Raw genomic sequence first — 22983 nt, 5'->3', positions numbered from 1 at the left:
CGCTAGAACTTCAAGTTATATTGAAGTCAAGCGAGAGCGTGCCGCGTGAAACGAACTCCGACCGATCTGCTGACCATCGGTGATCTCGCCGAACGCGCGGGCGTCGCCACATCGGCCATACGCTTCTACGAGGATCAGGGATTGATCACCTCGATCCGCACCTCGGGCAATCAGCGCCGATATCCCCGCCACGTGCTGCGGCGACTGTCCCTCGTCCTGTTCGCCAAACGCCTGGGCATCCCCCTCGCCGAAGTCGCCGAGGCTTTCGCGACCCTGCCCGAGGACCACATGCCGAGCAAGCGCGACTGGGATCGCATTTCGCGGCGCTGGAGCGATCACCTCGAAGCCCGTCGCCGCGAACTCGAACGCCTCCAGCACGAACTCACCGACTGCATCGGCTGCGGCTGCCTGTCCCTGCGCCGCTGCTACGTGCTGAATCCGGCCGATAGCCTCGCCGAACAGGGCGCGGGGCCACAGCGGCTGCTGCACCCCGATATGGTCACACCGACAATCGGAGACTCCGAGACAGCGGGACGTGCGGAACGGAAACAGCGATGAGCGAAGCGAGTTCGACCATGCAGTCCGCGGCGGGAACTCGCCTCAATCGCAAGGGGCGTGAGACGCGCCAGCGGCTGCTCGACATCGCCATCGTATGCCTCGGTGACGGGTCCGGAGAACCGTTGTCGGCCAACCGGATTGCCCGGGAGGCCGGAGTCAGCTGGGGCACCCTGAAGCATCAGTTCGGCGATATCGACGGCCTGTGGGCCGCGGTGCTCACCGAGTTGACCGATCGCAGCGGCGCGAACAGCCCCGAGATCTGGCCGCAGGTCACCGGATCGATCCGCGAGCGGGTCTGGGAGATGGTCGATGCCATCTGGACCATCCTGGATTCCCCCGAAGGGCGCGCGGTCGAGGCCCTGCGCGCGGGCCTGCCCAACGCGCAGGACGAGCGTCTCGAGGTCTTCCCCCTGACCACCGCGGCGATGGCCGGGTATGAAAACGCCTGGCTCCGAGCATTCGAATACTTTCTGGCCGACCTGCCCCTGGATGCGGACAGGGTGCATCGGGTCCAGGCCCTGATCCCGATGGCCATACGCGGGATCAATAACGAGCGCAGGCTCGACTCCCCCGCCGAACTGACCGACGCACGCCACTGCCTCGTCGATGCGATGGCGCTCTACCTGCAATAACCCATATTCTTTGAGAACCCTCGTTGACAATTGCGAAGGGGAGGTCCAGTCTTACCTCCACCCTTAGCAATTCAGTCAGGAGTGATCCATGTCTCCGTCTCCCGATGATCAGGGCATGCGGCTGCAGCGCAGCAGCCGCGACCCCGCCGCCCTGATCCCGCGCCTCACCGAATGGCTGGCGACCCAGCTGCCCGATGAGGCCGATCCGACGCTCACGCTCGGGTCCGGCATCGACAGCAACGGGATGTCCGCGGAGACCCTGACCCTGACGCTGACCTGGCGCGAAGCCGGGGACACGCAGATCGCCGAACTGATCGCGCGGGTGGTCCCGGCGCCCGGCGACTTCCCGGTGTACGAAAACTACAGCCTGCCTGACCAATTCGATGTCATGCGCATCGTCGCCGAGACCAGCGATGTCCGCGTCCCGCGGGTGCGGTTCCTGGAACCCTCCGGTGAGGTGCTGGGCACTCCGTTTCTGCTGATGGATCGGGTCGACGGGCAGGTGCCGCCCGATGTCATGCCCTACACCTTCGGTGGCAACTGGCTCTTCGAGGCCGACCCGGAGCAGCAGCGCCGAGTGCAGGAAAGCACCGTCGAGACGCTCGCTCAGTTGCACGCGATTCCGGACGCGGCAACGACTTTCGCGTTCCTGGACCCGAAGCAGCCCGGTGTCACCGTGCTCGAACGCAACCTCAACCGGGCTCGGGCGTGGTACGAGTTCGCGGCCCGCGATATCGGTCCGTCGCCCTTGGTGGAGCGAATCCTGAAGTGGCTCAGCGCCAATCTCCCCGAGCCCTCGACCTACGAGACCGTGCTCTCCTGGGGCGACGCACGCCTGGGCAACCTCATGTACCGGGACTTCGCACCGGTGGCGGTGCTCGACTGGGAGATGGCGACCATCGGCCCGCGCGAGCTCGATGTGGCCTGGATCGTGTTCGGGCATCGCGTCTTTCACGCGATCGCGAACAACTTCGGCTTTCCCGGCATGCCGGAATTCATGCGCGAGGACGAGGTGCTGGCCAGTTATGCCGCGCATTCGGGCGTGGAGCTGGGCGACCTGACCTGGTACACGATGTTCGCCGCCCTGAACTACAGCGTCGTCTTCATGCGCGCCGGTGGACGTCAGATCCATTTCGGTGAGATGGAACGCCCCGAGGACATCGAAGTACTGCTGCATCACCGGGCGCTCGTCGAAGAGCTGCTCGCCGACCTCGGCGCTTGAAAATCAAGCCGAAAACCACTGGGAAAGAACCACTCTCGTGACTGATCAACTGAACGAACTCGCCTACTACTGCATTACCCGCCACCCCGCCGACGCCCGCGTGCTGCTGCCCGAGGCGCGCGACGCCGAACGGCTCGGCCTCGGCTCGTGCATGATCGGCGAGCGCATGACCGTCAAGGACTCCGCGGTGCTCTCCGGCGGCCTCGCCGGATGCACCACCGACCTCGGAATCGCAGCTGCGGCAACCAATCACCACACCCGGCACCCGATGGTGACCGCGACCATCGGCTCCACCATGCAGGCGATGACCGAAGGCCGATACGCCATGGCATTCGGCCGCGGCATGGCGGCGAACTGGAAGGCGATCGGCCTGCCCCCGGTCACCGAGGCGCAACTGCGCGATTTCGTCGGCATCCTGCGCCGTCTCTGGGACGGCGAGACCATCATCAATCACGATGGGCCGGCGGGTAAATGGCCCGTCCTGTACCACCAGAACGGCCTCGACGAAGCGCCTCCGATCGGCTTCGTCGCCGTGGGCCCGAAGACCCTCGAACTCGCCGGGGAGATCGGTGATTTCGTTGTCCTGCACACCTTCTTCTCCGATGAGGCGACCGCGAATTCCGTTGCGGCCGTGCGGCGTGGCGCCGAGCGCGCGGGCAAGGATCCCGACAGCGTCCGGATCTGGTCCTGCCTGGCGACCGCGAGCGATGCCCTCTCCGAAGCGGATCAGCTGCGTCGCCGCACCGGCCGGCTGGTGACCTACCTGCAGGCGTACGCCGACATCCTGATCAGCGCCAACGGCTGGGATCCCCAGGTGTGGGAGCGGATTCGCGCCACGCAGCTGTTCCAGGACGCCGCGGCGGCGGGCCCCATCGACGCCTCCGCCTCGGTCGAGGTGCTCGAGCAGTTCGATGCCCTCATCCCCGACGAATGGCTGGACTCGGCCGCCTACGGCACCCCCGAGCAGTGCGTGCGCAAGATCTCGCGCGAATACGACCTCGGCTGCCACTCGGTGATCATGCACGGCGCGAGCCCGCACGAACTCGAATCGGTGGTCGACGTATACCGCGCCAACCGCCCCACCCTGCGCCGCGCCGTGGCGGCGAATCCGGGCAAGTTCGCCTGAGCACGTAGCCGTCGACCGGGCTCCCTGGCCACAAAATTCCTGGCTGGGGAGCCCTCCTCGCCTGACGGGGCAATTGCTGGTGGGAATACGACTTCCGCAGCGGCGGATACAGTTTCGGGATGTCGATCTCCACCGGCGAACACGATCATCTCCAGTATCAACTCGCGGGCTGGCACGACGATTCGGTTCGGCTCCACGAGTTTTCGTTGCACACCGTCGAGCAGGAGCTCGGTTCACGACACCCGCGAGCCTTCGCGGTATTGCTGGATTCGGCGGAGTACGTCGATGCGCCGGACTTCGAGGGGTTGATCGCCGACTGCGAAACGCTCTATGCCACTGATGATGCGAAGACGATCGATGTGTGCACCGCGGTCGCGATCGATATCAATCGGCGCGGCCGGCACGGTGAGGCGGTCGGGCTGCTCGAGCGCAGCCTGGCCGCCAACGAGCGGGTCCGCGGCGTCGACAGTCGCCTGACCCTCGAAGCACGCGAGTATCTGGCATTGGCGCTACTCAGACTGCCCGACCGGGTTCCGGAGGCGATTGTCGTTATGGGACAGGCACTTCGGGATCGCGAGCGCATCATCGACCTCGACGATGCGGTCGCCATCGACCTTCGCTACCGGCTGATGTCGTACTACGTGGAAACCAGCCGTGACGAGCTGGCGATCCCGCTGCTGGAGCGCGTTCTCGATTCCGCCGAGCGCGTGCACGGCAAGGATCACCCCGAGACAGTCCATGCCAGAAAGGGATTGGCCGCGCTGTATCGGGGCACCAATCGCTACGCCTCGGAGATTCCGCTGCTCGCCTACGATCTGGTCGTCTGCGAGCGTGAATTGGGACCCGACCACGACGATACGATCGAGGCGAGGTTCCAACTCGCGTGGAGTTCATGGCATTCCGGTCATCCCGAGCACGGGTTGCCGCTGTTCGAACAGGTGCTGGCGACGCACGAGCGGCTTCGTGGTCCCGGCCATGACGACACCATTCCGGTGCGTCGCATCCTGTCCCACCTCTACTCCGCCGAATTCGAGCAGTACGACAAAGCCGCCGACCAGTGCGAACACCTGCTCGCACACCATGAGCGGACCTATGGCCCGCGCCACAACGACACCCTCGTCGTCTGCAACAACCTGGCCCACGCCTATCACAGAACCGATCGCCTTCCGGAAGCGATCGACCTGCACGAACGTGTCCTGGCGATCCGCATGGACACCCTCGGATCGGACCACCCCGACACTCTGCTGTCGCTGCACAATCTGGCCGCGATCTTCGAACAGCTCAAACAACACGACCGCTGTGCCGACGCCTACGAACGAATCCTGGCCGTCCGCAAACGCGTTGTCGGCCCGCACGATCCGATGACGCTGCTCACCCACGACAACCTGGGTGCCGCCTACAGCGCACTGGGCCGCTATGCCGACTCGATCGAACAACACAAACTCGCGCTCGCCGGACGCGGCCACATCCTCGGTCCGGAACACCCCGACACCCTCGCCTCCTCCCACAACTTGGCGTTCGCACTCGTCGCCGCCGGTCGCCACGACGAGGCGATCGCCCTGGCCGCACGTACGGTGGATGACCGAGAACGAGTACTCGGCCCCGACCACCCGGGCGCTCTGTCGACCCGGCACCTGCTCGGCACCGCCTACAACGCGGCCGGTCAACACGACGCCGCGATCGCCACTCTTACCCGTGCCCTGGCCGACCGTGTCCGTGTCTTCGGTGCGGACCACCGGTACACCGTTGTCACGCGAGAAACCCTGGCGCTCGCGCAGCGAGCCGCGGCACGTGCCGCACAGCAGTAGCTGCAAGGAACGTCCCACCGGGCGTTCACCGCGATTTCCGGGTCCGCGATGAAACAATCTTCGCGGCACCGATGAGTTTCGGATGGCTCGGCAGTCAGTACCTCCGAATGCACCGGCGGCGGTGCATCAGGATCGAGTTAATCCGGACAGCGATCCGGACCGGCGAGCAGGAGACGCAGTGAGCGGTAACAAGGTGTTGGTGGCGGGCGCGAGCATCGCGGGTCCCGCGCTGGCCCATTGGCTGCACCGGCGCGGGGCCGAGGTGACCGTGGTCGAGCGGGCTCCCGAGCTGCGTCCCGGCGGTCAGGCGGTGGACGCGCGCGGGGTGACCAAGGAGGTCATCCGGCGGATGGGTTTGGACGAAGCGGTGCGCGCGGCGCGCACCGAGACCGCCGGCGCCCACAACGTGGACGCGGAAGGTCAAGTGCTGGAGACCTTTCGGGCCGATGACGACGGCGGCGACGGCTACATCTCCGAGATCGAGATCCTGCGCGGCGACCTGTCCCGAGTGATCTACGACGACACCCGCGAGGGAGTCGAGTACATCTTCGGCGACCGCATCGCCGAACTCACCCAGGACGCCGACGGGGTCGACGTGGTCTTCGAGGGCGGCGACACGCGGCGTTTCGACTTCGTGGTCGGCGCGGACGGTTTGCATTCCTCGTTGCGGTCGATGGTTTTCGGCCCGCACGAGAAGTTCATCCGCCACCTCGGAATGGCCCTGGCCTTCTACACCGTGCCCAATGAATTCGGACTGGAACGGTTCCTGATCGACTACCAGGAGTCCGGTCGCTCGGCGGGCCTGCGGCCCATTCCCGATCCCACCCACGCGATGGCCATGTTCTCCTTCCCCATTACCGAATTCGATGTCGACTACCGCGATATCGACGCCCAGAAGCGCCTACTGCGCGAGCGGATGACCGGAATGGGCTGGCAGGCTGCGGGAATCCTCGCGCACCTTGACGACACCCCCGACTTCTACCTCGACCAGGTAGCCCAGGTGGTGATGGACCGCTGGTCCAACGGCCGAGTGGTCCTGCTCGGCGACGCCGCGTTCAGCTCCTCCCCGATGTCCGGCCAGGGCACCGGCCTCGCTTTGGTCGGCGCATACCTGCTGGCCGGCGAACTCGCCGCCGCCGACTGGAACCCCGAAGCCGGATTCGCCGCCTACGAAAAGGCAATGCGCTCATTCGTCGAAGCCAACCAGGAAATCGGCCGCCAGCACGCGGCCAGCATCCTCAATCCCCCGCCGCCCGCCGAACCGGGTGCCGAACCCGAATGGGATATGGACCTGATCAACCGCGCGATCAACGGTGTCGACCTCCCCGACTACCAGGGCGTCCCGGACTCCCGCGCCTCGGCCGTCTGAGCTTCCGCCGCTCCGGTGAGCCGGTGTCTCGAAAGTTGAATGGGCAGTACACATTCGAACCCGGTAGGTCGGTGACGGACGGTGCACCTCACCGACCTACGGGGCGTCGCGGCCTACGAAGTCGAAGGATCCGCCGTCGATGCCCCAGGAGACGACGCGCTCGGGGAGGATGCGGATGACCGCGCGCTCCTGGTGCGGGGACGGCGGCTCCTGGTCGTCGAGTGCCTGGGCGGTGCCGCGTACCTCGATGCCGCGGATTACGTACGGGTCCAGGGAGACCTGCTGGTCGACGACGAAGGAGACTCGGCTGCCCGCCTCGACATTGCGGTATTTGCGGCTGCCGCGCATGCGCATGCCGCCGATATCGATGGTGCCGTCGGTGTTCACGCGGTAGCCGGTCGGGTTGTTCTGCACGACCCCGTCCGGGGATACCGTTGCCAGACGGCCGATTCCGGCTTCGGCGAGGAACTGCTGCTCGTTGCTGGTGAAGGTCATGTCAGGTGCTCCTCGGTGCGTCGAATCGATGAGTTCTAGCGTTGCTAGAAGCTGGAGCAACGGTAACATCGGCGCGCCAGCTTGTCTAGCGTTGCTAGATTTCCGATGTGCGTCTGCCCTATTCGACCGATTGAACGCGAACCCCGTTGTGGCCGATACATCCTGGGACACGTACCGCAATCGATTGCGAGGTCCCATGAACAGCACATCCGCGATCGCGGCCGAAGCCGCACGCGCCCTGGCGATTCGCTCGGTGCACATTATCTCCGATGGTGAGCGCGCCGATTTCGACGCGATCATCCATCCGGAGGCGACCAATCGGGAAGCCAAAGCCGAGCCGCCCGCAGCCCGTGGACACGGACCCGCCGCGTATTTCGCCACGGCGCTCTGGTTGCGCGCCGCCTACGCGGATCTGCGCCACACCATCGAGGACGCGGTGGTGGAAGGCGATCTGGTGGCGCTGCACACCATCATGCACGGGCGGCACGTCGGACCATTCGTGGCCTATGGCGAGGATGGCCGGATCGATCAGGTATTCCCGCCCACCGGCCGGAGTTTCGCTGTCACACAGTCACATTGGCTGCGCATCGCGGATGGCAAGGTGATCGAACACTGGGCAAACCGCGACGATCTCGGACAGGCGGTCCAGCTGGGCTGGGTGCCACCGACCCCGGCCTATCTGCTGCGGATGGCACGGGCCAAGCGAAAGGCGCAGCGGGAGAACGGGGTTCGCTAGCCGATCGGGTGTCAGTCGCGCCAGTAGTTGTTCGCGGCGGCGATGGTCTGAAACTCCACCGCGACCACGTGTCCGGCGGCGATGAGGCTGTCGGGGTTGGCGGAGTAGATCGGGCGGCCCTCTTTGAGCCTGTCCAGGTCAGGCTGGATGTTGTGGATGGTGTGGCGTGCCAGGGTCAGCGCGAGGGCTCGGCCTTCCTCGGGGGTCGCGGTGATGAGCGTGCCGCCGGGGACCAGGACCAGTTCGGATGCGGGCAGGGCTGTAATGAGGACTCCTTCGATCATGCGGGCTGAATGCGAGGGATGGGAGTCGCGCTGGGAATGAGCGGGCTGGTGGCCGATAAGCTGCCCGATCAAATGCTACGCGGGGGTGTGCCGCGCGTACGGCCACGACATGGCCGCCGATATCGCTCGCCCCCGGCCCGACTGCCGCCCACGGTCGGGCCGCTTAATGTATGAACGTGTTCATTGCTGATGTGGGAGCGTTCGCGGCGGGGCCGGGCCCCGACGGGCAGACCCTGTGGTCTGCGCAGGGGCCGGTGGTCAGTGCCCTCTACCCGAATCCGGTCGAGGTGAATATCCTTCTCGGCGAACGGGAATCGGTGGATGAGGAGCTCATCGCCGAGGTGATTCGCGATATCGACAGATACCTGTTGTCCGGTCTGCGATTTCTGCATGCGGCGCTGATGGCCGATGCGACCGCATTCGGGCTGGATGCGGGCGCATCGGAGCAGTTTCGGGAGTTCGACCCGTCGACGTTCCCGGTTGATCTGCCGCAGTTGAACTTCTACGCCGACGGTGAATGGCTGCTCCGGTTCGCCGAGGGCGCACTGCCGATCTGCGATCCCTACGGCGTCGGTGTCACGTTCGAAGCCACCGAACCGGTACGGCTCGAGGACCTGCGCACCTATTGCTGATCGTCGACGCCGGGGTCCGGATTCGAGGGGGTGGACAGGGCGATTCCGGTCCAGCCGGTGAGTACCTCGAGCACCTGCTGCCGATCGACCGTCGGCTCCGAAGTGCTTGCCTGCCAATCCTTCTCGCGTACCGAGCGATCGGCGATCAAGCGCTTTTCGGTATCGCGGAACTGGGCGGCCGCCGCCCAATCCTCGGCCTCAACGGCGGCGAACTTACCTTCGAGTGCGGCGGCGATTCCATCGTCGAATTCGCGCAGGTCCGGCAGATCGGCGATGCGGGCGCGCGCGGCGGCTTGGTCGATCAGAGCGATCGCCTTCTCCGGAAGCCTTCGCGCACTGACGAATTGGTGGGACACGGTGACGGCCGTGGTCACTGCCGCGTCGGTGATGGTCACACCGTGGTGGGACTGGTACCTCTTGCGCAGCCCGCGCACCATGTCGATGGCCTGATCGATAGTCGGTTCGGCGATTTGGATCGGCTGAACTCGGTGACGCAGAGTGGGATTGGCCGCGATGAGTGAGTCATAGCCGTCCGGCGTGGTCGCGCCGATGAACCGCAGTCCACGCCGAGAGATCCTGGATCGCATGGCCTCGGCCAGATACATTGCGGTCGGACTCGAATAGCTCTCGCCCGCACCGATCAGCGTGTGCAGGTCATCGAGGAACACAATGACGTCGCCGCGCCCGGCGATTTCCTCGAAGACCGGTTCCAGCCGTGCCTCCACCTCATCACGGTCGCGGCTGCCGACGACGAGGGAATCCAGCTCAAGACTGTAAATCTGGTTGCGCGCCAGGCTTTTCGGGACCGGCCCGGCAGCCAAAGCCCGCGCGAGGCCCTCGACAACCGAGGTCTTGCCGACGCCGGGTTCCCCGATCAGCATCGGATAGGGCCTGGCGCGTCGCAACAGAGCGCACATCAGCTCGCGGATTTCGTCGTCACGGCCGACGACGGGCTCGAGTCGATCCGCCTCCCCGGTCAGATTGCGGCCGAACCGTTCCAGCGGAGACTTCTGCGCCCACGTCGGTGCGGTCGATCTCGGACCGGTTCCGCTGTAGGCGGTGAGCAGCCACCGGATCCATGCGCGCACCCGTTCCAGATCGGCACCGAGCCGCACCAGCACCTGCGCCGCGACACTATCGCCCTCGCGGACCAAACCCAGCAGGATCGTCTCGCTGCCCACGTACTCCAGCCCGATCCGCCGCCCCTCCTCGAGCGCCAACTCCAGCGCTCTCGTCGCACCCGCGGTGCGGGGTAACTCGGCCAGCGGCGGCCCCGGCTCACCCCGCCCGATGATCGCATCGACCTGCGTGCGCAGATCGTCGAGCGAGATATCAAGCCCTTCGAGCGTTTTCGCCCCAATGCCGTCGCCGTCATCGATCAGGCCCAGCAGCAGATGCTCACAACCGACCTGGTCGTGCCCGCGCACCCTGGCCTCCGCCGTGGCGAAATCGACGATGCGCCGCGCGCGCTCGGTGAAGGTCGCTGACATACGCACTCTTTCGCTCGCCGAGCCGCCCACCCCACCGGACCGACCCTGCCGTGGCCCAATATAGGGCTGGCCGACCGCGCTCGGAAAGAAGTTTGAAATTCATGCGCCAGGGATGTCGAGAACGCGCGGGCGGCTCCGTCCCAGAGGTACGAGCACCCGAACGGGCCTCGGATACACCGAACCGAAGGAGAATTCCCATGACCGTCCGCCGAATGGATCACGCCGGGCTCGTCGTCGACGACCTCGCCGCCGCCGTCGCGTTCTTCGTCGAACTGGGACTGGAACTGGAGGGTGAGGCGCGCGTAGGCGGTCAATGGGCCGACGAGCTCCTCGGCCTCGACGGGGTCAAAGCGGACATCGCCATGGTCCGAACCCCCGACGGCCACACCCGAATCGAACTCTCGACCTTCCACTCCCCCCTGTTCACCGGCACCACGACCCCATCCCCGGTTAACGTCCCGGGCATCCCCCGCCTGACCTTCGTCGTAGACGACGTCAACGACACCCTCGCCCGCCTCCGCCCCCACGGCGCCGAACTCGTCGGCATCGTCACTCACTACGAGGACATCTACCGCTACTGCTACATCTATGGCCCGAACGGCGTCACCATCGGCCTGGTGCAGGAACTCCGCACCTCACCTGATGCGGGGTAGCACCTCGATGTCCTCCAAGGTTCGAAGGACTGCCGCATCCGCCTGCGCGATGGGGATGAATCCGAGGGCCATCGAATCGGACTCGGTATTGATCGAGACCATCGCGGCGCCGGCGGTGCGGCTGTGCTCGGCGAGCAATTCGTGGAATCGCTCGCCGGTCTCGGCCGCCACCTCGTAGTCCTGTGCCGCCGCCTCGAACCACTCCCACGACATTCCCACCGGATACGAATGCAGCGCCCGCAGGCCGTCGCGTATCTCCCACGGGTTCGCCTTCCAATCGGTCCACAGCAGCAAACCCATGGACCGCAGCGCCGACAGCAGAATCGCCAACCCATCGCTCGCGAATTGGTCGGTCTCGAACTCGTCTATGTCAATGTCATCGAGATCGACGACGGTGAGCTCGAGATCGTCATCAGTCAGCAGATCCCACACATCGACCCCATGGAGTTGAGCCCGCAAACTCAACGCCGGTGCCCATCGCAGGTATTCGGCCAGCGACGGCTCATCCGAAGCCATCAGCACCGCAATGTCAACCAGCCCCCGGCACCGCGACTTCCATTCGAAGTCGCTCTCGCCGAACACATCCCACGGTTGCCGCAACGCCGCGATATCGCCACCGAACCAATCCTGTTCTGCCACAGCATGAACGATAGAGCCGCACCGCCCAGGGCGGTGCGGCAGGCGGCCGGAGTTACTCCGCGTAGGGCTGATCGGTCCCTTGGTCGCTGTATCCCACGCTCCAGATGTAGCCATCGGGATCGGCGAAGGTGCCGCCGTATCCACCCCAGGGCAGCGCGGCGGCGGGCTTGAGGATTGTGGCACCGGCCTTTTCGGCCTCGGCGACGATCTCATCGACGCGGCCTTCGCAGCGGACCACGTAGGTCAGCACCAGGCCGCTGAAGCCGCTGCCTTCCGCGTCCGCGCCCACCTGACCGGCCAAACCCTCACGGCCGTAGAAGCCCACGGGCGATGCGCCATCCGATTCGAAGAACACCGAGATACCGAAGTCCTTCGCGATCTTCCAGCCCAGCCCCTCGGTATAGAACTGCTTGGCCCGGTCCAAATCCCGGACGCCGAGGAGAATCGAGCTGACGTGCGCTTTCATGCCTTGCTCCTTCATTCTGAATGTCCCGGTTGACATTACGAAGCGCACCCCGGCCCGGGTATCGGTCACCTGCCTTAATCGGTTCCCTGTTTTCTTGCGAACCGGTCCGATCGAGCGAAAAGCGCCCAGCGCAATCTGCTCGCGAGACCAATCACTGTGGGCCGCTTCCGCGGTGGTGTGTAAGCCTGGATGCGCGATAGAAGGGGACGTGGGAGACGACTCAATCCGAGGACTTCGACCGCGAAGGCCTGGGAGAGCCCGTCACGCCAAGCCTGGACTTGCAGATCGGTCGGAGCGGGTATCGCCAGCGCGGTCGACAGCGCACGTACGACGTCTTCGGCGAGCGCGGTGCGGTCGCTTGCGGCCACAGGTTGGTGCAGTTCCTTCGACCAGTTCACGGTGCCGTTGCCCAGGGGCGCCGACCACCCTTGCTCGGACATGAGCGCTTGCTGCGCTGCGGACATTCGACAGTTCGGGTCGAGTGAGTGGTTCGACGCCACCTCGCAGTACATTTCGCCGGTTGGGCTGACGACTTGGACATATCTACCATCTGCCGCGCGGAGGGTCAGGTACGCGAAGTCCGGCATCGCTGCCAGCACATTGGCCAAACGGTTGGCGAGGTCCGCCCAATCGACCGGAGGATCAACGAGTTCGGTCGGCAGCCTTCGACCGCGCTCCCCGACGAGATCGGACAGTTCCACGCCCTGATCCGGAACTCCCCAGTCGAAGGTAACTCGCGCGTCAGGTGCCAGGTCCGCGACAGTGTGCGCGATCTGCGCCTCCAATCGCGATCCCCAGGTGGACCAGCCATTGACGAGCAAGGATCCAGGATCGGTTTCCGCACGGACCACGTACATTCCGTCGTCCATCACCTCGCAGCACGTGGGTATCTCGTGGACGACCTCCTCATGGAGCAGTACCGCGGTTACGGCGGCCTGCACGGCCCGTGCACGGGCCTCGTCACCGTGGAACCTGATAGTTGCGCGGAAGTCGACATTCTCGGACACCTACCGAACGCTAGACCCACCCTCCGACAGCGGAATCAAGCAATCGGCGAAAACCTTTGGTGGACTGATCAATTAGCGGGAAGCAGGTTGTTCATGAGCAGGCCGAGGGTGAACTCGAAGCGTTCGGGTGCGGTGCCGGAGATCAGGTCGGCGGCGTGGCGGCGCGTTTCGGGGAATTTGTCGGCGGGAAGTGCGGTGAAGCGGTCCAGCAGCTCGTCGTGGCTCAGTACCCATTCCTGGTCTTGGCCACCGCGTCGTTGCTGGACCAGCGATTGCTCGAGTGCGTACGCGCTGACGTAGAGCGAAAGGGCGTCGCGTGCCCAGCCGGCCGTCTTGGGTTCGACGCCGCCCGCGAGCAGGATCGCCAGGATTCCTTCACCAACACGGAGTGTCTCCAGGTTCGTCGACACCGCAGCCAATGCGGCGCGTGAGATGCCGGGGTAGCGCAGGTACAGGTCTCGGATCTGGGTGTACACGTCGAGTAGCTGTTCACGCCAGGACTCCGGATTCGGTTCGGGGAGAACGACTTCGGCGTACAGCTTGCCGATCAGCAGGTCGTCGATGTCGGTCTTGTTCACGATGTGTGCGTACAGCGAGGACGGTCCGGTGCCGAGCACGGTAGCGACCCGGCGGATGGTCAGCGCGTCATACCCCTCGGTGGCCACGACCTGCAGCGCGGCGTCGGTGATCCGTTCCACGGTGATCGGCGTCTTGCGCGGCGCGGGGGCGGCGGTCTCCGCAGCGGGCTGGGCGTGACGGGCTGCGCGGCGTTGGCGGGCATCGGCGGACATACCGGCAACTATAGCTTGACACGAACTTAGTTCGTCAATTAAAACTTAGATCGTCAGAACGAACTTAGTTCGTGTCGGTGTTTCCGGAGGTGTGTGATGCGAGTTTCCGTTATCGGTGCAGGTCTGGGCGGTTTAGCTCTCGCGCAGGGTCTGCGCGGCGCCGGAATCGAGGCCGAAGTGTTCGAGCGCGATCCGGGCATCGTCGCCCGCTTCCAGGGCTACCGCCTCGTGCTGAACCCGATCGGTTTCCAGGCCGTCCGCGACTGCCTGCCCACCCGCTGGCATCGACTGCTCGACGAGATCGTCATGGAAGCCTCCGCCGAACAGCTCATCCTGGACCCGCAGCTCCACGAGATCGGCAAGCTCGGTGCGAGTCGCACCGGCATCGTGGTCGATCGCCAGGTGCTGCGGCACCTGCTGCTGACCGGCCTCATCGTGCACACCGACGCCGCGCTGACCGGCTACGACGTACTGCCCGACGGTCAGGTCCACGCCAAATTCGCCCATCGCGACCCGGCCACCGCCGATCTGCTTGTCGGCGCGGATGGGGTCACCTCCGCGGTCCGCGGTGTCCTGTCACCCGACACCACCCCGACCGACACCGGCGTCCGCTTCGTCATCGGCCGCACTCCACTGACCGACGAATTCGCCGACATCTCAAAGGCTTTCGGCTCGAAGATCGCCGGAGACGGCGTCAGCCTGCTGCTCGGCGCGATGCAGTTCCGCACCCCGCCCAAGCAGGCCGCCGAACACCTCGCCCCCGAAGTCACCCTCCCCGATATCGGCGATTACGTCCGCTGGGCCATGATCCTGCCCCCGAACGGCTCACTCGACAACGCCACCGCCCGGGACGCCGTCCTTTCCCACATGCCCGGTTGGCACCCGCAACTACGCGCCCTCATCGAACAGGCCGACCCCGACAACAGCGCCCTGCTGTCCATCCGGGTTGTCCACCCCGGCCAGCGCTGGACCCCCGGCCCGGTCACCCTCCTCGGTGACGCTATCCACGCCACCTCCCCCACCGGCGGCAACGGCGCGAACACCGCCCTGCGCGACGCGGACGTGCTGCGCCGCAGCCTGATCGAGGCCAACGAAGGCCGTCAAAACCTCCTCGGCGCGGTCGACGGCTACGAACGCCAAATGTTCGAATACGGCTCCGAAGCCGTCCGCACCAGCCTCGAACGCCTGCCCGCCTTCGCCCCCGAAGCAAAACTGTCTTGAGCGCGTCAGGCCGATTCGTTCAGCAGGTGAGCGTTCCATACCGCCGCTGCCTTCTCATGGGAGTCGACGCCCGCGTAGAACGCGGCTCCCAAGGTGTCGAAGTCGGAATCGCCGAAACCATGTGCCTCCATGAATTTCGGCCGGTACACCGCGAAACCCTCCGCCGTCGAATGGTGCCGGTAGGGAACGGCTATCCGCATCGACCGAGGATTCAGGGAGAACTCGACGGCTTTGATCATCAACGCATCGGTCCGCCCCCTGTCCAGGTGCAGGTAGGCATCGACGACGAGCACGGCGCGTAGCCAACCCACCGGGCTATCAGCCAGCCTCTCCTCGGCTGCCACTGCCGAGTCACCGACATCGTCGTCGAGGAAACGCTCCATACCTTTGGTCCCGTCGGCATGGACGTACCCGATCAACGGGATCAACACATCGGAATCGGACACACTCCAGATCCCGTGTGCCGCACAAAAACCCGCAAGCTCGGCAATCTCGTACACGGCCACCCACGATATCGGTGCGCACCGACATTCGACACGAGGTCAAAACCTTTTGCCCGGCGGCGGGGACCGCTGCTACAGTCCGTGGGCCGTGTGAGCGAATGAGGAGGTGGTACCCGTGAACGTTGTATCGATATGGGTGCTCCCCTCTGGGGTCACGGTCGGGCGATAGGTCGTCCGGGAGCGCCATTCCTGAGCACTCCCGAAAGGCACGACCATGCAATTCACTTCCGAAAAGCGGCTCGATGACGGTGTTATCGAGCGCGAATTCACCCTCGGTGAGGTCCCCGGCATACTGTGGACCGCCGAATCATCCGCTACGCCAGCACCTTTGATTCTCGTCGGTCATCCCGGTGGACTACCGAGGATGTACCCGCGAGTGGCGGCGCGGGCGCGGAGCGCGGTGGCCGAAGGGTATGCCGCCGTCACCATCGAACTCCCGGGCAGCGGGGACCGGCCGAGTTCCGCGGTTGCCGATCAGGCCAGAGCCGATCTGCGACAGGCTATTCAGGCCGGTCAGCCGGTCAGCGATGACATCGTGGACCGGCTCATCCTCCCGCTGGTCGAACAGTCGGTTCCCGAATGGCAGGCCACCATCGACGCCGTGCAGGAACTGCCCGAGATCGGCGATTCGGTCGGGTATTCGGGCGGGGTCATCTCCGTCGGCGTCCGGCTGGCGATCGTCGAGCCGCGCGTTTCGGCCGCGGTGCTGTTCGCGGGAAGCTATGTGCCGCGCAGCATTATCGAACAAGCCCGGCAGGTCACCATTCCGCTGCATGTGCTGTTGCAGTGGGACGATGAGGGCAACGATCGGCAGATGGCGCTGGATCTGTTCGATGCCTTCGGCTCGAAAGAGAAGGCGCTCAACGCCAATATGGGCGGGCACACCGGCGTTCCGCAGTACGCGGGCGAAGAAGCGAATTGCTTCTTCGCCCGGCATCTTAAGTAACGATCAGCTCCGGTGCCGTCCGATGGTCAGGTCGAGCAGGGCCGCCGCATCGCGGCGCAGTCCCTCGACCGCATCGGCGGCACCGGCGTTGTGCAGTAGCAGCGCTCGCTGGAACAGTCCGTCGAAGGTGGCATAGGCCATGGATTCGCTGATGAGCAAAGGGCTTTCGGCAAGTTCGGCATAGCGCACCACGACATTGGCGATCATGCGTTCGCGGCGGGCGTCGATATCGATGACGTCCTCGCGGAACGATTCCTCGAACAATCCCTGATTGCGCAGGTCGTACCAGAGACGGTGCAGGGCGGCATCGGTTGCCAGGGTGCCCGCCATCGCATCGCTGAAGTCGGTGCGTAGTCCATCGGCGGTGGTCGCGGCGGCGACGATGTCGTCGTACCGGGTCACGCAGACCGCCTCGTACTGCTGCACCGCGTGGGTGAGCAGTTCGACCTTGTCGCTGAAGTAGTAGTGCAGCAGCCCGTGCGTGAACTCCGATTTCTGGGCGATCTCGCGCAGGCTGGTGCGGGCGTAGCCGAGTTCGGCCAGCGCATCCAGTGCCGCGGTTGCCAGTTGGGCTCGACGTTCAGCGAACTTGTCGACCTGGCGGCGGGCGATACGAGCCCGCTTCTCGACGATCTCGGTCACCGCGCCTCCTCTCATCTGCACTGTCGCACCGGGTGGAACCCCGCCCAGTGTATCTCGGGTCACAAAACATCCGCAGCTTGACTTTGGACAGTCGTCAAGAAAAGTCTTGACGACTGTCCAAAGATTTGCGTACTGTGACTCACATCTCATCCCCCGCCGGCGCGTAATGAGTGGTCGAGCAATACAAGCCATCTCGAAGAGGAGATCCCTGATGAGTGGGTATGACCTGTCCGGGCGCCATGCGCTGGTCACCGGAGCGGCGCGCGGACTGGGCGCGGGAATGGCCGAGGCGCTGGCCCGCGCGGGCGCTGCCGTCGCCATCGCCGATGTCAACGAGGATCTCGGCAAGCAGACCGCCGAGGCACTGCGCGCGACCGGAGCCACTGCGGAATTCGTCCCACTCGACGTCTCCGATGACGACCGCTGGGAACACGCCATCACCGATACGGTCGCAGCGCTCGGCGGTCTCGACATCGTGGTCAACAATGCCGGTGTCGAAATCACAAGTCTCGTAGTGGATCTCGATCCGGCGCAGGTGCGTCGCATGCTCGAGGTGAATGTGCTCGGCACCGCGCTGGGCATCAAGCACGCGTTCCGGGCAATGCGGCCCGGGGGCGCGGCAGGCCGGGGCGGTGCGATCGTGAACATCGCCTCGGTCGCCGCGACAATCGCATTCCCGGGCATTTCGGTGTACTCGGCGACCAAATCCGCCGTCGACCGGCTCACCAGGGTCGCGGCCATGGAATCGGGCAAGCTCGGCTACGGCGTCCGAGTCAATTGCGTGTACCCGGGCCTGGTGCCCACCGAGATGGGTGCGCAGCTGGCGAACGATGTCGCCGAGATCGGGCTGTTCGGGAGCGCGGACGAGGCCGTCGCCGCGGTGATCGCACAAACCCCGCAGGGCCGCCTCGGCGAAGTCGCCGATATGGCCGACGCCGTCGTCTTCCTCGCCTCCGACGCCGCCCGCTTCATCACCGGGGCCGGTCTTCCGGTCGACGGCGGCATGGGCATGTGAGCACCGGAACCATGAAAGGTCCGAAAGATATGAGCACCAAACCCGTTGTCGTCTATGGCGCTTCCGGCTACACCGGCCGACTGATCTGTGAATACCTGCGCGAGTACGGGATTCCGTTCATCGCCGCCGGGCGGGACAAGACCCGCCTGCAGGAGGCGATCGACCACATCCCCGGTATCGACACCGTCGAATACGAGACGGTCGAGGTCGCGCATTCGGTGGAATCGCTCACCGAACTGTTCCGCGGCGCGTCGGTGGTCTGCAATACCGTCGGCCCTTTCGCGCAGTACGGCCACGAGGTCGTCAAGGCGTGCATCGCCGCGGGCACACACTATCTGGACACCACCGGCGAACAGGATTGGCTCATCGACTGCGATGAGCAGTACGGCGCGGATATGGCGGCGCAGGGTCTGCTGCTCTCCCCCGGTATCGCGCAGATGTACACCACCGGTGAGATCGCCGCCCAAATCTGCTTGGAGACACCGGGTTTGGACACCCTCGATATCCAGGTGATCTGGAAGGGCTTCCCGACCGTCGCGTCCACCAAGACCATTCTGGTCAATGCCGCGCTGGCCAAGGCGTACTACCTCGAGCAGAACCGGTACGTGGAATGGCCGGCCGATGCCGGTCTGTACAACGTGGTGGTACCCGGCCAGCATGAAATCGGCCTTGCGCTGCCGTGGGGTGGAACCTCACATCCGGTGTGGTTCAAGCACGATCCGCGCGTGGCGAACGTCAAGGTGCTCGGCGGAGTCGCAGACCGCGCGCTCATGCAGGGCGTGCCGTTGATCGTGGCCGCGGTCCTGGAACAGGTGAAGGATCTGCCGCCCGAGGAGAAGCTCCGGGTGCTCACCGAGCAGGCGGCGGCCGTGCGCGATGAGATGCCGCCGCGCGAGAACCCGCGCATCAACACCTCGCTGGATTCGGTCCACGCGTCGGGGCCGTTGGGGCGCGCGCACTGTGTGATCTACGGGAATTGCAACTACAAGCAGACCGGACTGCTGCAGGCGTACGCCGCCAACGCCCTGTTGCAAACGCCGCCGAAACAGGTCGGATTCGCCTCCGCCTGTCAGGCATTCGGGCACCGGGAACTGCTCGGGGTGCTGCGCGCTTTCGGATTGGTTTCGGAGCCGATTCTGACCGTGCACCGCTGATCACGCATCGGGCCGCCGGCGCAACCCCTGCAATCGGCGTCGGCGGCCCGAATTCTTCTATCCCCCAGTAGGTTTCTCGGAGGTTATGCAATGCGTCTGACCGACTACCTGGACAAGGGTGCGTCCCTCGGTCCCGCGGCGCCCTGCCTCACCGCCGGCGGGCAGAGCCGTACCTATCAAGAGGTGCAACAGCTTTCGTGGCAGGTCGCCCGCGCGCTGCACCTGTCCGGTGTTCGCCCCGGCGATAAGGTCGCGATCCTGTCCGCCAACGACATCACGGCCTTCACCTGTGTTTTCGGCATCGCACGCGCGGGCGCGGTGTGGTGCCCGATCAATCCGCGCAACGATGCCGCCGAAAACCGGGACCTGCTGGAGCTTTTCGACTGCACCTATCTGATCTTCCAGGAGTCCTTCGCGCCCCTGGTGAAGGAAATCCTGCCGCAGCTGCCCGGCGTGACCACCGCGATCTGCCTGGACGGCGCGGTCGAGGGTGCGATCGGGTTCGCCGAATGGATCGGGAGGATACCGCCGACACCGTGGCAGGCCGATCCGATCGACGACCTCGTCATGCTGGTCGGCACCGGCGGAACCACCGGGCGTCCCAAGGGAGTTCGGCTCACCGGCCACAGCATCGAGACGATGACAGCGCTCACTCTGATGAGCTACCCGTTCGATGAGCGGCCCCGCTATCTGGCCCTGGCCCCGCTCACCCACGCCGCGGGCGTGCTGTGCTTCCCGATCCTGGCTCTCGGCGGGGAGATCGTCATCCTGCCCGCACCCGATCTCGGTGACTATCTGCACCGGATCGAGCAGCACCGCGTCACGCACTCGTTCCTGCCGCCCACCCTCATCTACATGCTGCTCGACCACCCCGCGCTCTCGAGCACCGATCTTTCCTCCCTGCAATGCCTTTGGTACGGCGCGGCCCCCATGTCGACCACCCGCCTCACCGAAGCCCTCGACCGTATCGGCCCCGTCATGGGCCAGCTCTTCGGCCAATCCGAAGCCCCCATGATGGTCTCCACCCTGTCCCCCGCCGACCACTTCCACCGCGACGGCACCATCGCCACCGAACGCCTGGCCTCGGCGGGCCGCCCCACTCCCCTGACCCAGGTCGCCATCATGGACGAGGCCGGAAACCTGCTCCCCACCGGCGAACGCGGCGAAATAGTCGTCAAAGGCCCCCTGGTCATGGCCGGCTACCACAACAACCCCGAAGCCACCGCCGACGTCTCCCGCTACGGCTGGCACCACACCGGCGACATCGGCTACCTCGACGCCGACAACTACCTCTTCGTCGTCGACCGCGCCAAAGACATGATCATCACCGGCGGCTTCAACGTCTACTCCGCCGAAGTGGAACAGGCCCTGCTCAGCCACCCCGCCGTCCAGGACTGCGCCGTCATCGGCCTCCCCGACAACAAATGGGGCGAACGCGTGACCGCGGTCGTCCAACTGCACGCCGGTCACATCGCCACCGCCGACGAGCTGCGCGCGCACGCTCGATCCCTGCTCAGTGGAGTGAAATCGCCTAAGCAGATAGAGATTTGGTCCGATCTACCCCGCTCCAAGATCGGCAAGGTCCTCAAGCCCGACATCCGAAACCGTTTGCGCGCAAACTGATACATCGATACGTGCGGCAGACGTCTACGTGCCGAACCCACAGCCGCCACTCCGATGACCAGAACCCGCTCGCCGACACCGATGATTTTCACCCGGTCCCGTCGTCGATATCTACGGATCCCGACAGACAGGAGTGCGGCATGACGAGCCCGTTTCAATCCGGTGCGACCACGATACGAGCCAATGGTGTGGATCTCGGCGTCGAGAGTTTCGGTCGCGAAGCCGATCCACTGGTACTGCTGATCGGGGGTACGACGATGCTGTCCTGGCCCGACGCACTCTGCGAGCGACTTGCGTCCGGTGGCCGTCGCGTAGTGCGCTACGACCTGCGCGACTCCGGCACATCAACGACCCTCGATCCGGAAAACCCGGCATACGACCTGCGTGATCTGGCCGCCGATGCGGTTGCGCTCGTCGGAGCACTCGGTGCCTCGACCGCTCATCTCGGTGGGGTCGGTGTCGGCGGAATGGTCGCTCAGGTTGCCGCCCTGAACCATCCCGCTGAATTCTCCGCCCTGACCCTGATCGGCACCCGGCCGGTCGCCCCCGGTCCCGTCGATGAGGACTTGCCGGACCACGACCACGCGATCCTGAGCACGGTGTTCTCCCGCGCGGCGCCGGACTGGTCCGACCGTGATGCCGTAGCCGCTTTCGCCGCCGATAGCGCCAAGTTGATGGGCAACGACCCGGATCAGGCTCGCACGACAGCAGCCCGAATCTGGGACCGCACCCCATCGGCCGATCCCGCAGTGCACCGGGCGAACCAACTCGGCGTGGTCTTCTCCCGAATCAACTGCGCCCCACGCTGGCGCGAACGCCTCGGCGACCTCATCATCCCCACCCTCGTGGTCCACGGCCGCGCCGACCCGTTCTTCCCCCTCGGCAACGGCGAAGCACTCGCCGCCGAAATCCCTGCGGCACAACTGCTCACCCTCGACAACATGGGAACCGCGCTGCCGCACACCGCCGCTGACGAGGTAGCGACCGCCATGCTCAACCTCCGACCGAGCGGTCCTGGTCACGAATAGCTGTGAGTGAGGGCGCAGTCGATGTCTTGGGCGAGAAGGTGGTGGTTGATGGCGATGGCGGCTCTTGATCCGGCTGCGGCGGCGCCGATCAACTGGGCCGGGGAATCGACGACATTGCCTGCTGCCCATACGCCCGTCACGCTGGTGAGTCCCGTCGGATCGGTAGCGACCCAACCATTCTCGCCGAGACTGCAGCCCAAACTCCTCAGCAATTCGTCGCGTGGAATGAAGGTCGGGCCGATGAACACGGTCCGGCGCGGCACCGAACGGCCATCGCGCAGCTCGATACCTCGAATTCGTCCTGCATGCACGGTAGTCCGTGAGACGAGTGCACTGTCGATGCGAATGTCGCGAGCCACCAGCGCCCGCCGTTCCCGCTCGGTCAGTTCGATGCCATTCGGGAAGAAGATCACATCGTCGGACCATTGGCGAACGAGGGCGGCCTGATGGAGGGTGAACGGCCTATTGTCCCCGCCGATTACAGCGATCGTGGTGTCACGCACCTCGTAGCCGTGGCAGTAGGGGCAGTGCAGCACATCGATTCCCCACTGCTCTCGCAGTCCCGGGATCGGCGGCAGTCCATCACGCAGACCGGTCGCCACCAGAACCGTGCGTGCTGAAATCACCGAATCCGGTATTCGCACAACGAATCCGTCCGCGCACCGGTCAACGCCCATCACCCGTGCGGGCAGGAACTGTCCACCGTAGCCGAGCATTTCGGCTCGCCCGGCCGCGAGCAACTGCGCCGGTTCGACGCCATCACGTGACAGGAAACCGTGCGCGTGCCGGGCGGGCGCATTCCGCGGCTCGCCGGCATCGACAACAGCCACGGTGCGACGGGCTCTCGCCAAAACTGTTGCCGCGCTGAGCCCGGCCGCTCCACCACCGACAACCACGACATCGAATCGCATACCCGCCCCTTCTCCCTGTTACGATCGAACCT

25 protein-coding genes are annotated in these 22983 nt (G+C 65.3%); 15 read left to right on the top strand and 10 right to left on the bottom strand.

Features of this window, described 5'->3' with window-relative positions:
• The first annotated feature begins 45 nt into the window (after positions 1-45).
• The 6 genes from soxR (at position 46) to AB0L82_RS39315 (ending at position 6715) form a co-directional block, all read left to right on the top strand.
• Entirely contained in the window at positions 46-558 is a 513-nt protein-coding gene (soxR, locus tag AB0L82_RS39340; protein ID WP_364649003.1) for a redox-sensitive transcriptional activator SoxR, read from the top strand.
• On the top strand, positions 555-1190 hold the full coding sequence (locus tag AB0L82_RS39335) for a TetR/AcrR family transcriptional regulator (protein WP_364649000.1): 636 nt from the start codon (positions 555-557) through the stop codon (positions 1188-1190). Before soxR ends, AB0L82_RS39335 begins: the two co-directional genes overlap by 4 nt.
• An 88-nt stretch (positions 1191-1278) precedes the next feature.
• Complete coding sequence (locus AB0L82_RS39330; RefSeq protein ID WP_364648997.1) at positions 1279-2412, top strand: phosphotransferase family protein; 1134 nt, start codon at positions 1279-1281, stop codon at positions 2410-2412.
• A 37-nt stretch (positions 2413-2449) separates the two neighbouring features.
• Positions 2450-3538 (top strand): TIGR03857 family LLM class F420-dependent oxidoreductase, encoded by a 1089-nt coding sequence (locus AB0L82_RS39325; RefSeq protein ID WP_364648994.1) that lies wholly within the window; start codon positions 2450-2452, stop codon positions 3536-3538.
• A gap of 119 nt (positions 3539-3657) precedes the next feature.
• A complete protein-coding gene (locus AB0L82_RS39320; protein WP_364648991.1) occupies positions 3658-5346 on the top strand; it encodes a tetratricopeptide repeat protein in 1689 nt (562 codons plus the stop codon).
• Between the two features lie 178 nt (positions 5347-5524).
• Complete coding sequence (locus tag AB0L82_RS39315; protein WP_364648988.1) at positions 5525-6715, top strand: FAD-dependent monooxygenase; 1191 nt, start codon at positions 5525-5527, stop codon at positions 6713-6715.
• 96 nt (positions 6716-6811) lie between these two features.
• Here the strand turns inward: AB0L82_RS39315 and AB0L82_RS39310 are convergent, their stop codons facing one another.
• Complete coding sequence (locus AB0L82_RS39310; protein ID WP_364648985.1) at positions 6812-7210, bottom strand: PPOX class F420-dependent oxidoreductase; 399 nt, start codon at positions 7208-7210, stop codon at positions 6812-6814.
• A gap of 196 nt (positions 7211-7406) precedes the next feature.
• On the opposite strand from AB0L82_RS39310, the gene AB0L82_RS39305 reads away from it, so the two are divergent.
• Complete coding sequence (locus AB0L82_RS39305) at positions 7407-7946, top strand: ester cyclase (protein WP_364648982.1); 540 nt, start codon at positions 7407-7409, stop codon at positions 7944-7946.
• Positions 7947-7957: 11 nt separating this feature from the next.
• On the opposite strand, the gene AB0L82_RS39300 is transcribed toward AB0L82_RS39305, so the two are convergent.
• Positions 7958-8230: a hexameric tyrosine-coordinated heme protein gene (locus AB0L82_RS39300; RefSeq protein ID WP_364648978.1), complete on the bottom strand. Its 273-nt coding sequence runs from the start codon at positions 8228-8230 to the stop codon at positions 7958-7960.
• A gap of 176 nt (positions 8231-8406) precedes the next feature.
• On the opposite strand from AB0L82_RS39300, the gene AB0L82_RS39295 reads away from it, so the two are divergent.
• Positions 8407-8862 carry a hypothetical protein gene (locus AB0L82_RS39295; protein WP_364648975.1) on the top strand — a complete coding sequence of 152 codons (456 nt, stop codon included), beginning with the start codon at positions 8407-8409 and terminating at the stop codon, positions 8860-8862.
• Here AB0L82_RS39295 and AB0L82_RS39290 read toward each other — a convergent pair.
• Positions 8853-10352 (bottom strand): Clp protease N-terminal domain-containing protein, encoded by a 1500-nt coding sequence (locus AB0L82_RS39290; RefSeq protein ID WP_364648972.1) that lies wholly within the window; start codon positions 10350-10352, stop codon positions 8853-8855. The two genes, AB0L82_RS39295 and AB0L82_RS39290, sit on opposite strands and share 10 nt — an antisense overlap.
• Positions 10353-10549: 197 nt before the next feature.
• Here AB0L82_RS39290 and AB0L82_RS39285 point away from each other — a divergent pair, with 197 nt between their 5' ends.
• Entirely contained in the window at positions 10550-11005 is a 456-nt protein-coding gene (locus AB0L82_RS39285) for a VOC family protein (protein WP_364648969.1), read from the top strand.
• Here AB0L82_RS39285 and AB0L82_RS39280 read toward each other — a convergent pair.
• The 4 genes from AB0L82_RS39280 to AB0L82_RS39265 form a co-directional block, all read right to left on the bottom strand.
• Positions 10988-11644, bottom strand: a complete 657-nt coding sequence (locus AB0L82_RS39280; protein ID WP_364648966.1) for a hypothetical protein — start codon at positions 11642-11644, stop codon at positions 10988-10990. The genes AB0L82_RS39285 and AB0L82_RS39280 overlap by 18 nt on opposite strands.
• A gap of 52 nt (positions 11645-11696) precedes the next feature.
• Entirely contained in the window at positions 11697-12110 is a 414-nt protein-coding gene (locus AB0L82_RS39275; protein ID WP_364648963.1) for a VOC family protein, read from the bottom strand.
• A 74-nt stretch (positions 12111-12184) separates the two neighbouring features.
• Positions 12185-13117 (bottom strand): hypothetical protein, encoded by a 933-nt coding sequence (locus tag AB0L82_RS39270; protein ID WP_364648960.1) that lies wholly within the window; start codon positions 13115-13117, stop codon positions 12185-12187.
• A gap of 68 nt (positions 13118-13185) precedes the next feature.
• The gene (locus tag AB0L82_RS39265) at positions 13186-13908 is read right to left on the bottom strand and encodes a TetR/AcrR family transcriptional regulator (RefSeq protein ID WP_364648957.1); all 723 of its coding nucleotides are present in this window, start codon (positions 13906-13908) and stop codon (positions 13186-13188) included.
• Between the two features lie 96 nt (positions 13909-14004).
• Between AB0L82_RS39265 and AB0L82_RS39260 the strand changes: the two genes are divergently transcribed.
• Positions 14005-15129 carry an FAD-dependent monooxygenase gene (locus AB0L82_RS39260; protein WP_364648954.1) on the top strand — a complete coding sequence of 375 codons (1125 nt, stop codon included), beginning with the start codon at positions 14005-14007 and terminating at the stop codon, positions 15127-15129.
• Between the two features lie 5 nt (positions 15130-15134).
• Here AB0L82_RS39260 and AB0L82_RS39255 read toward each other — a convergent pair whose 3' ends face one another.
• Entirely contained in the window at positions 15135-15629 is a 495-nt protein-coding gene (locus tag AB0L82_RS39255) for a hypothetical protein (protein WP_364648951.1), read from the bottom strand.
• Positions 15630-15846: 217 nt separating this feature from the next.
• On the opposite strand from AB0L82_RS39255, the gene AB0L82_RS39250 reads away from it, so the two are divergent.
• Positions 15847-16578, top strand: coding sequence for an alpha/beta hydrolase (locus AB0L82_RS39250; protein ID WP_364648948.1), 732 nt, complete (start codon positions 15847-15849; stop codon positions 16576-16578).
• A gap of 3 nt (positions 16579-16581) precedes the next feature.
• Here AB0L82_RS39250 and AB0L82_RS39245 read toward each other — a convergent pair whose 3' ends face one another.
• Positions 16582-17220 carry a TetR family transcriptional regulator gene (locus AB0L82_RS39245; RefSeq protein ID WP_364648945.1) on the bottom strand — a complete coding sequence of 213 codons (639 nt, stop codon included), beginning with the start codon at positions 17218-17220 and terminating at the stop codon, positions 16582-16584.
• Positions 17221-17431: 211 nt separating this feature from the next.
• Between AB0L82_RS39245 and AB0L82_RS39240 the strand changes: the two genes are divergently transcribed.
• The 4 genes from AB0L82_RS39240 to AB0L82_RS39225 all read left to right on the top strand — a co-directional run bounded on the left by AB0L82_RS39240 (position 17432) and on the right by AB0L82_RS39225 (position 22040).
• A complete protein-coding gene (locus AB0L82_RS39240; RefSeq protein WP_364648942.1) occupies positions 17432-18235 on the top strand; it encodes an SDR family NAD(P)-dependent oxidoreductase in 804 nt (267 codons plus the stop codon).
• Positions 18236-18264: 29 nt separating this feature from the next.
• Positions 18265-19389, top strand: coding sequence for a DUF5938 domain-containing protein (locus AB0L82_RS39235; protein WP_364648939.1), 1125 nt, complete (start codon positions 18265-18267; stop codon positions 19387-19389).
• Positions 19390-19479: 90 nt separating this feature from the next.
• Complete coding sequence (locus AB0L82_RS39230; RefSeq protein WP_364648936.1) at positions 19480-21012, top strand: long-chain fatty acid--CoA ligase; 1533 nt, start codon at positions 19480-19482, stop codon at positions 21010-21012.
• 140 nt (positions 21013-21152) lie between these two features.
• Complete coding sequence (locus tag AB0L82_RS39225; RefSeq protein ID WP_364648933.1) at positions 21153-22040, top strand: alpha/beta hydrolase; 888 nt, start codon at positions 21153-21155, stop codon at positions 22038-22040.
• Here AB0L82_RS39225 and AB0L82_RS39220 read toward each other — a convergent pair.
• Positions 22031-22951: an NAD(P)/FAD-dependent oxidoreductase gene (locus tag AB0L82_RS39220; protein WP_364648930.1), complete on the bottom strand. Its 921-nt coding sequence runs from the start codon at positions 22949-22951 to the stop codon at positions 22031-22033. The genes AB0L82_RS39225 and AB0L82_RS39220 overlap by 10 nt on opposite strands.
• Positions 22952-22983 lie beyond the last annotated feature (32 nt).

The sequence above is a fragment of the Nocardia sp. NPDC052001 genome (genome assembly GCF_040680615.1).
Lineage (GTDB): Bacteria > Actinomycetota > Actinomycetes > Mycobacteriales > Mycobacteriaceae > Nocardia.
Note: the sequence above shows the minus strand (reverse complement) of the source record. Positions and strands in the feature narration are given on the sequence as shown.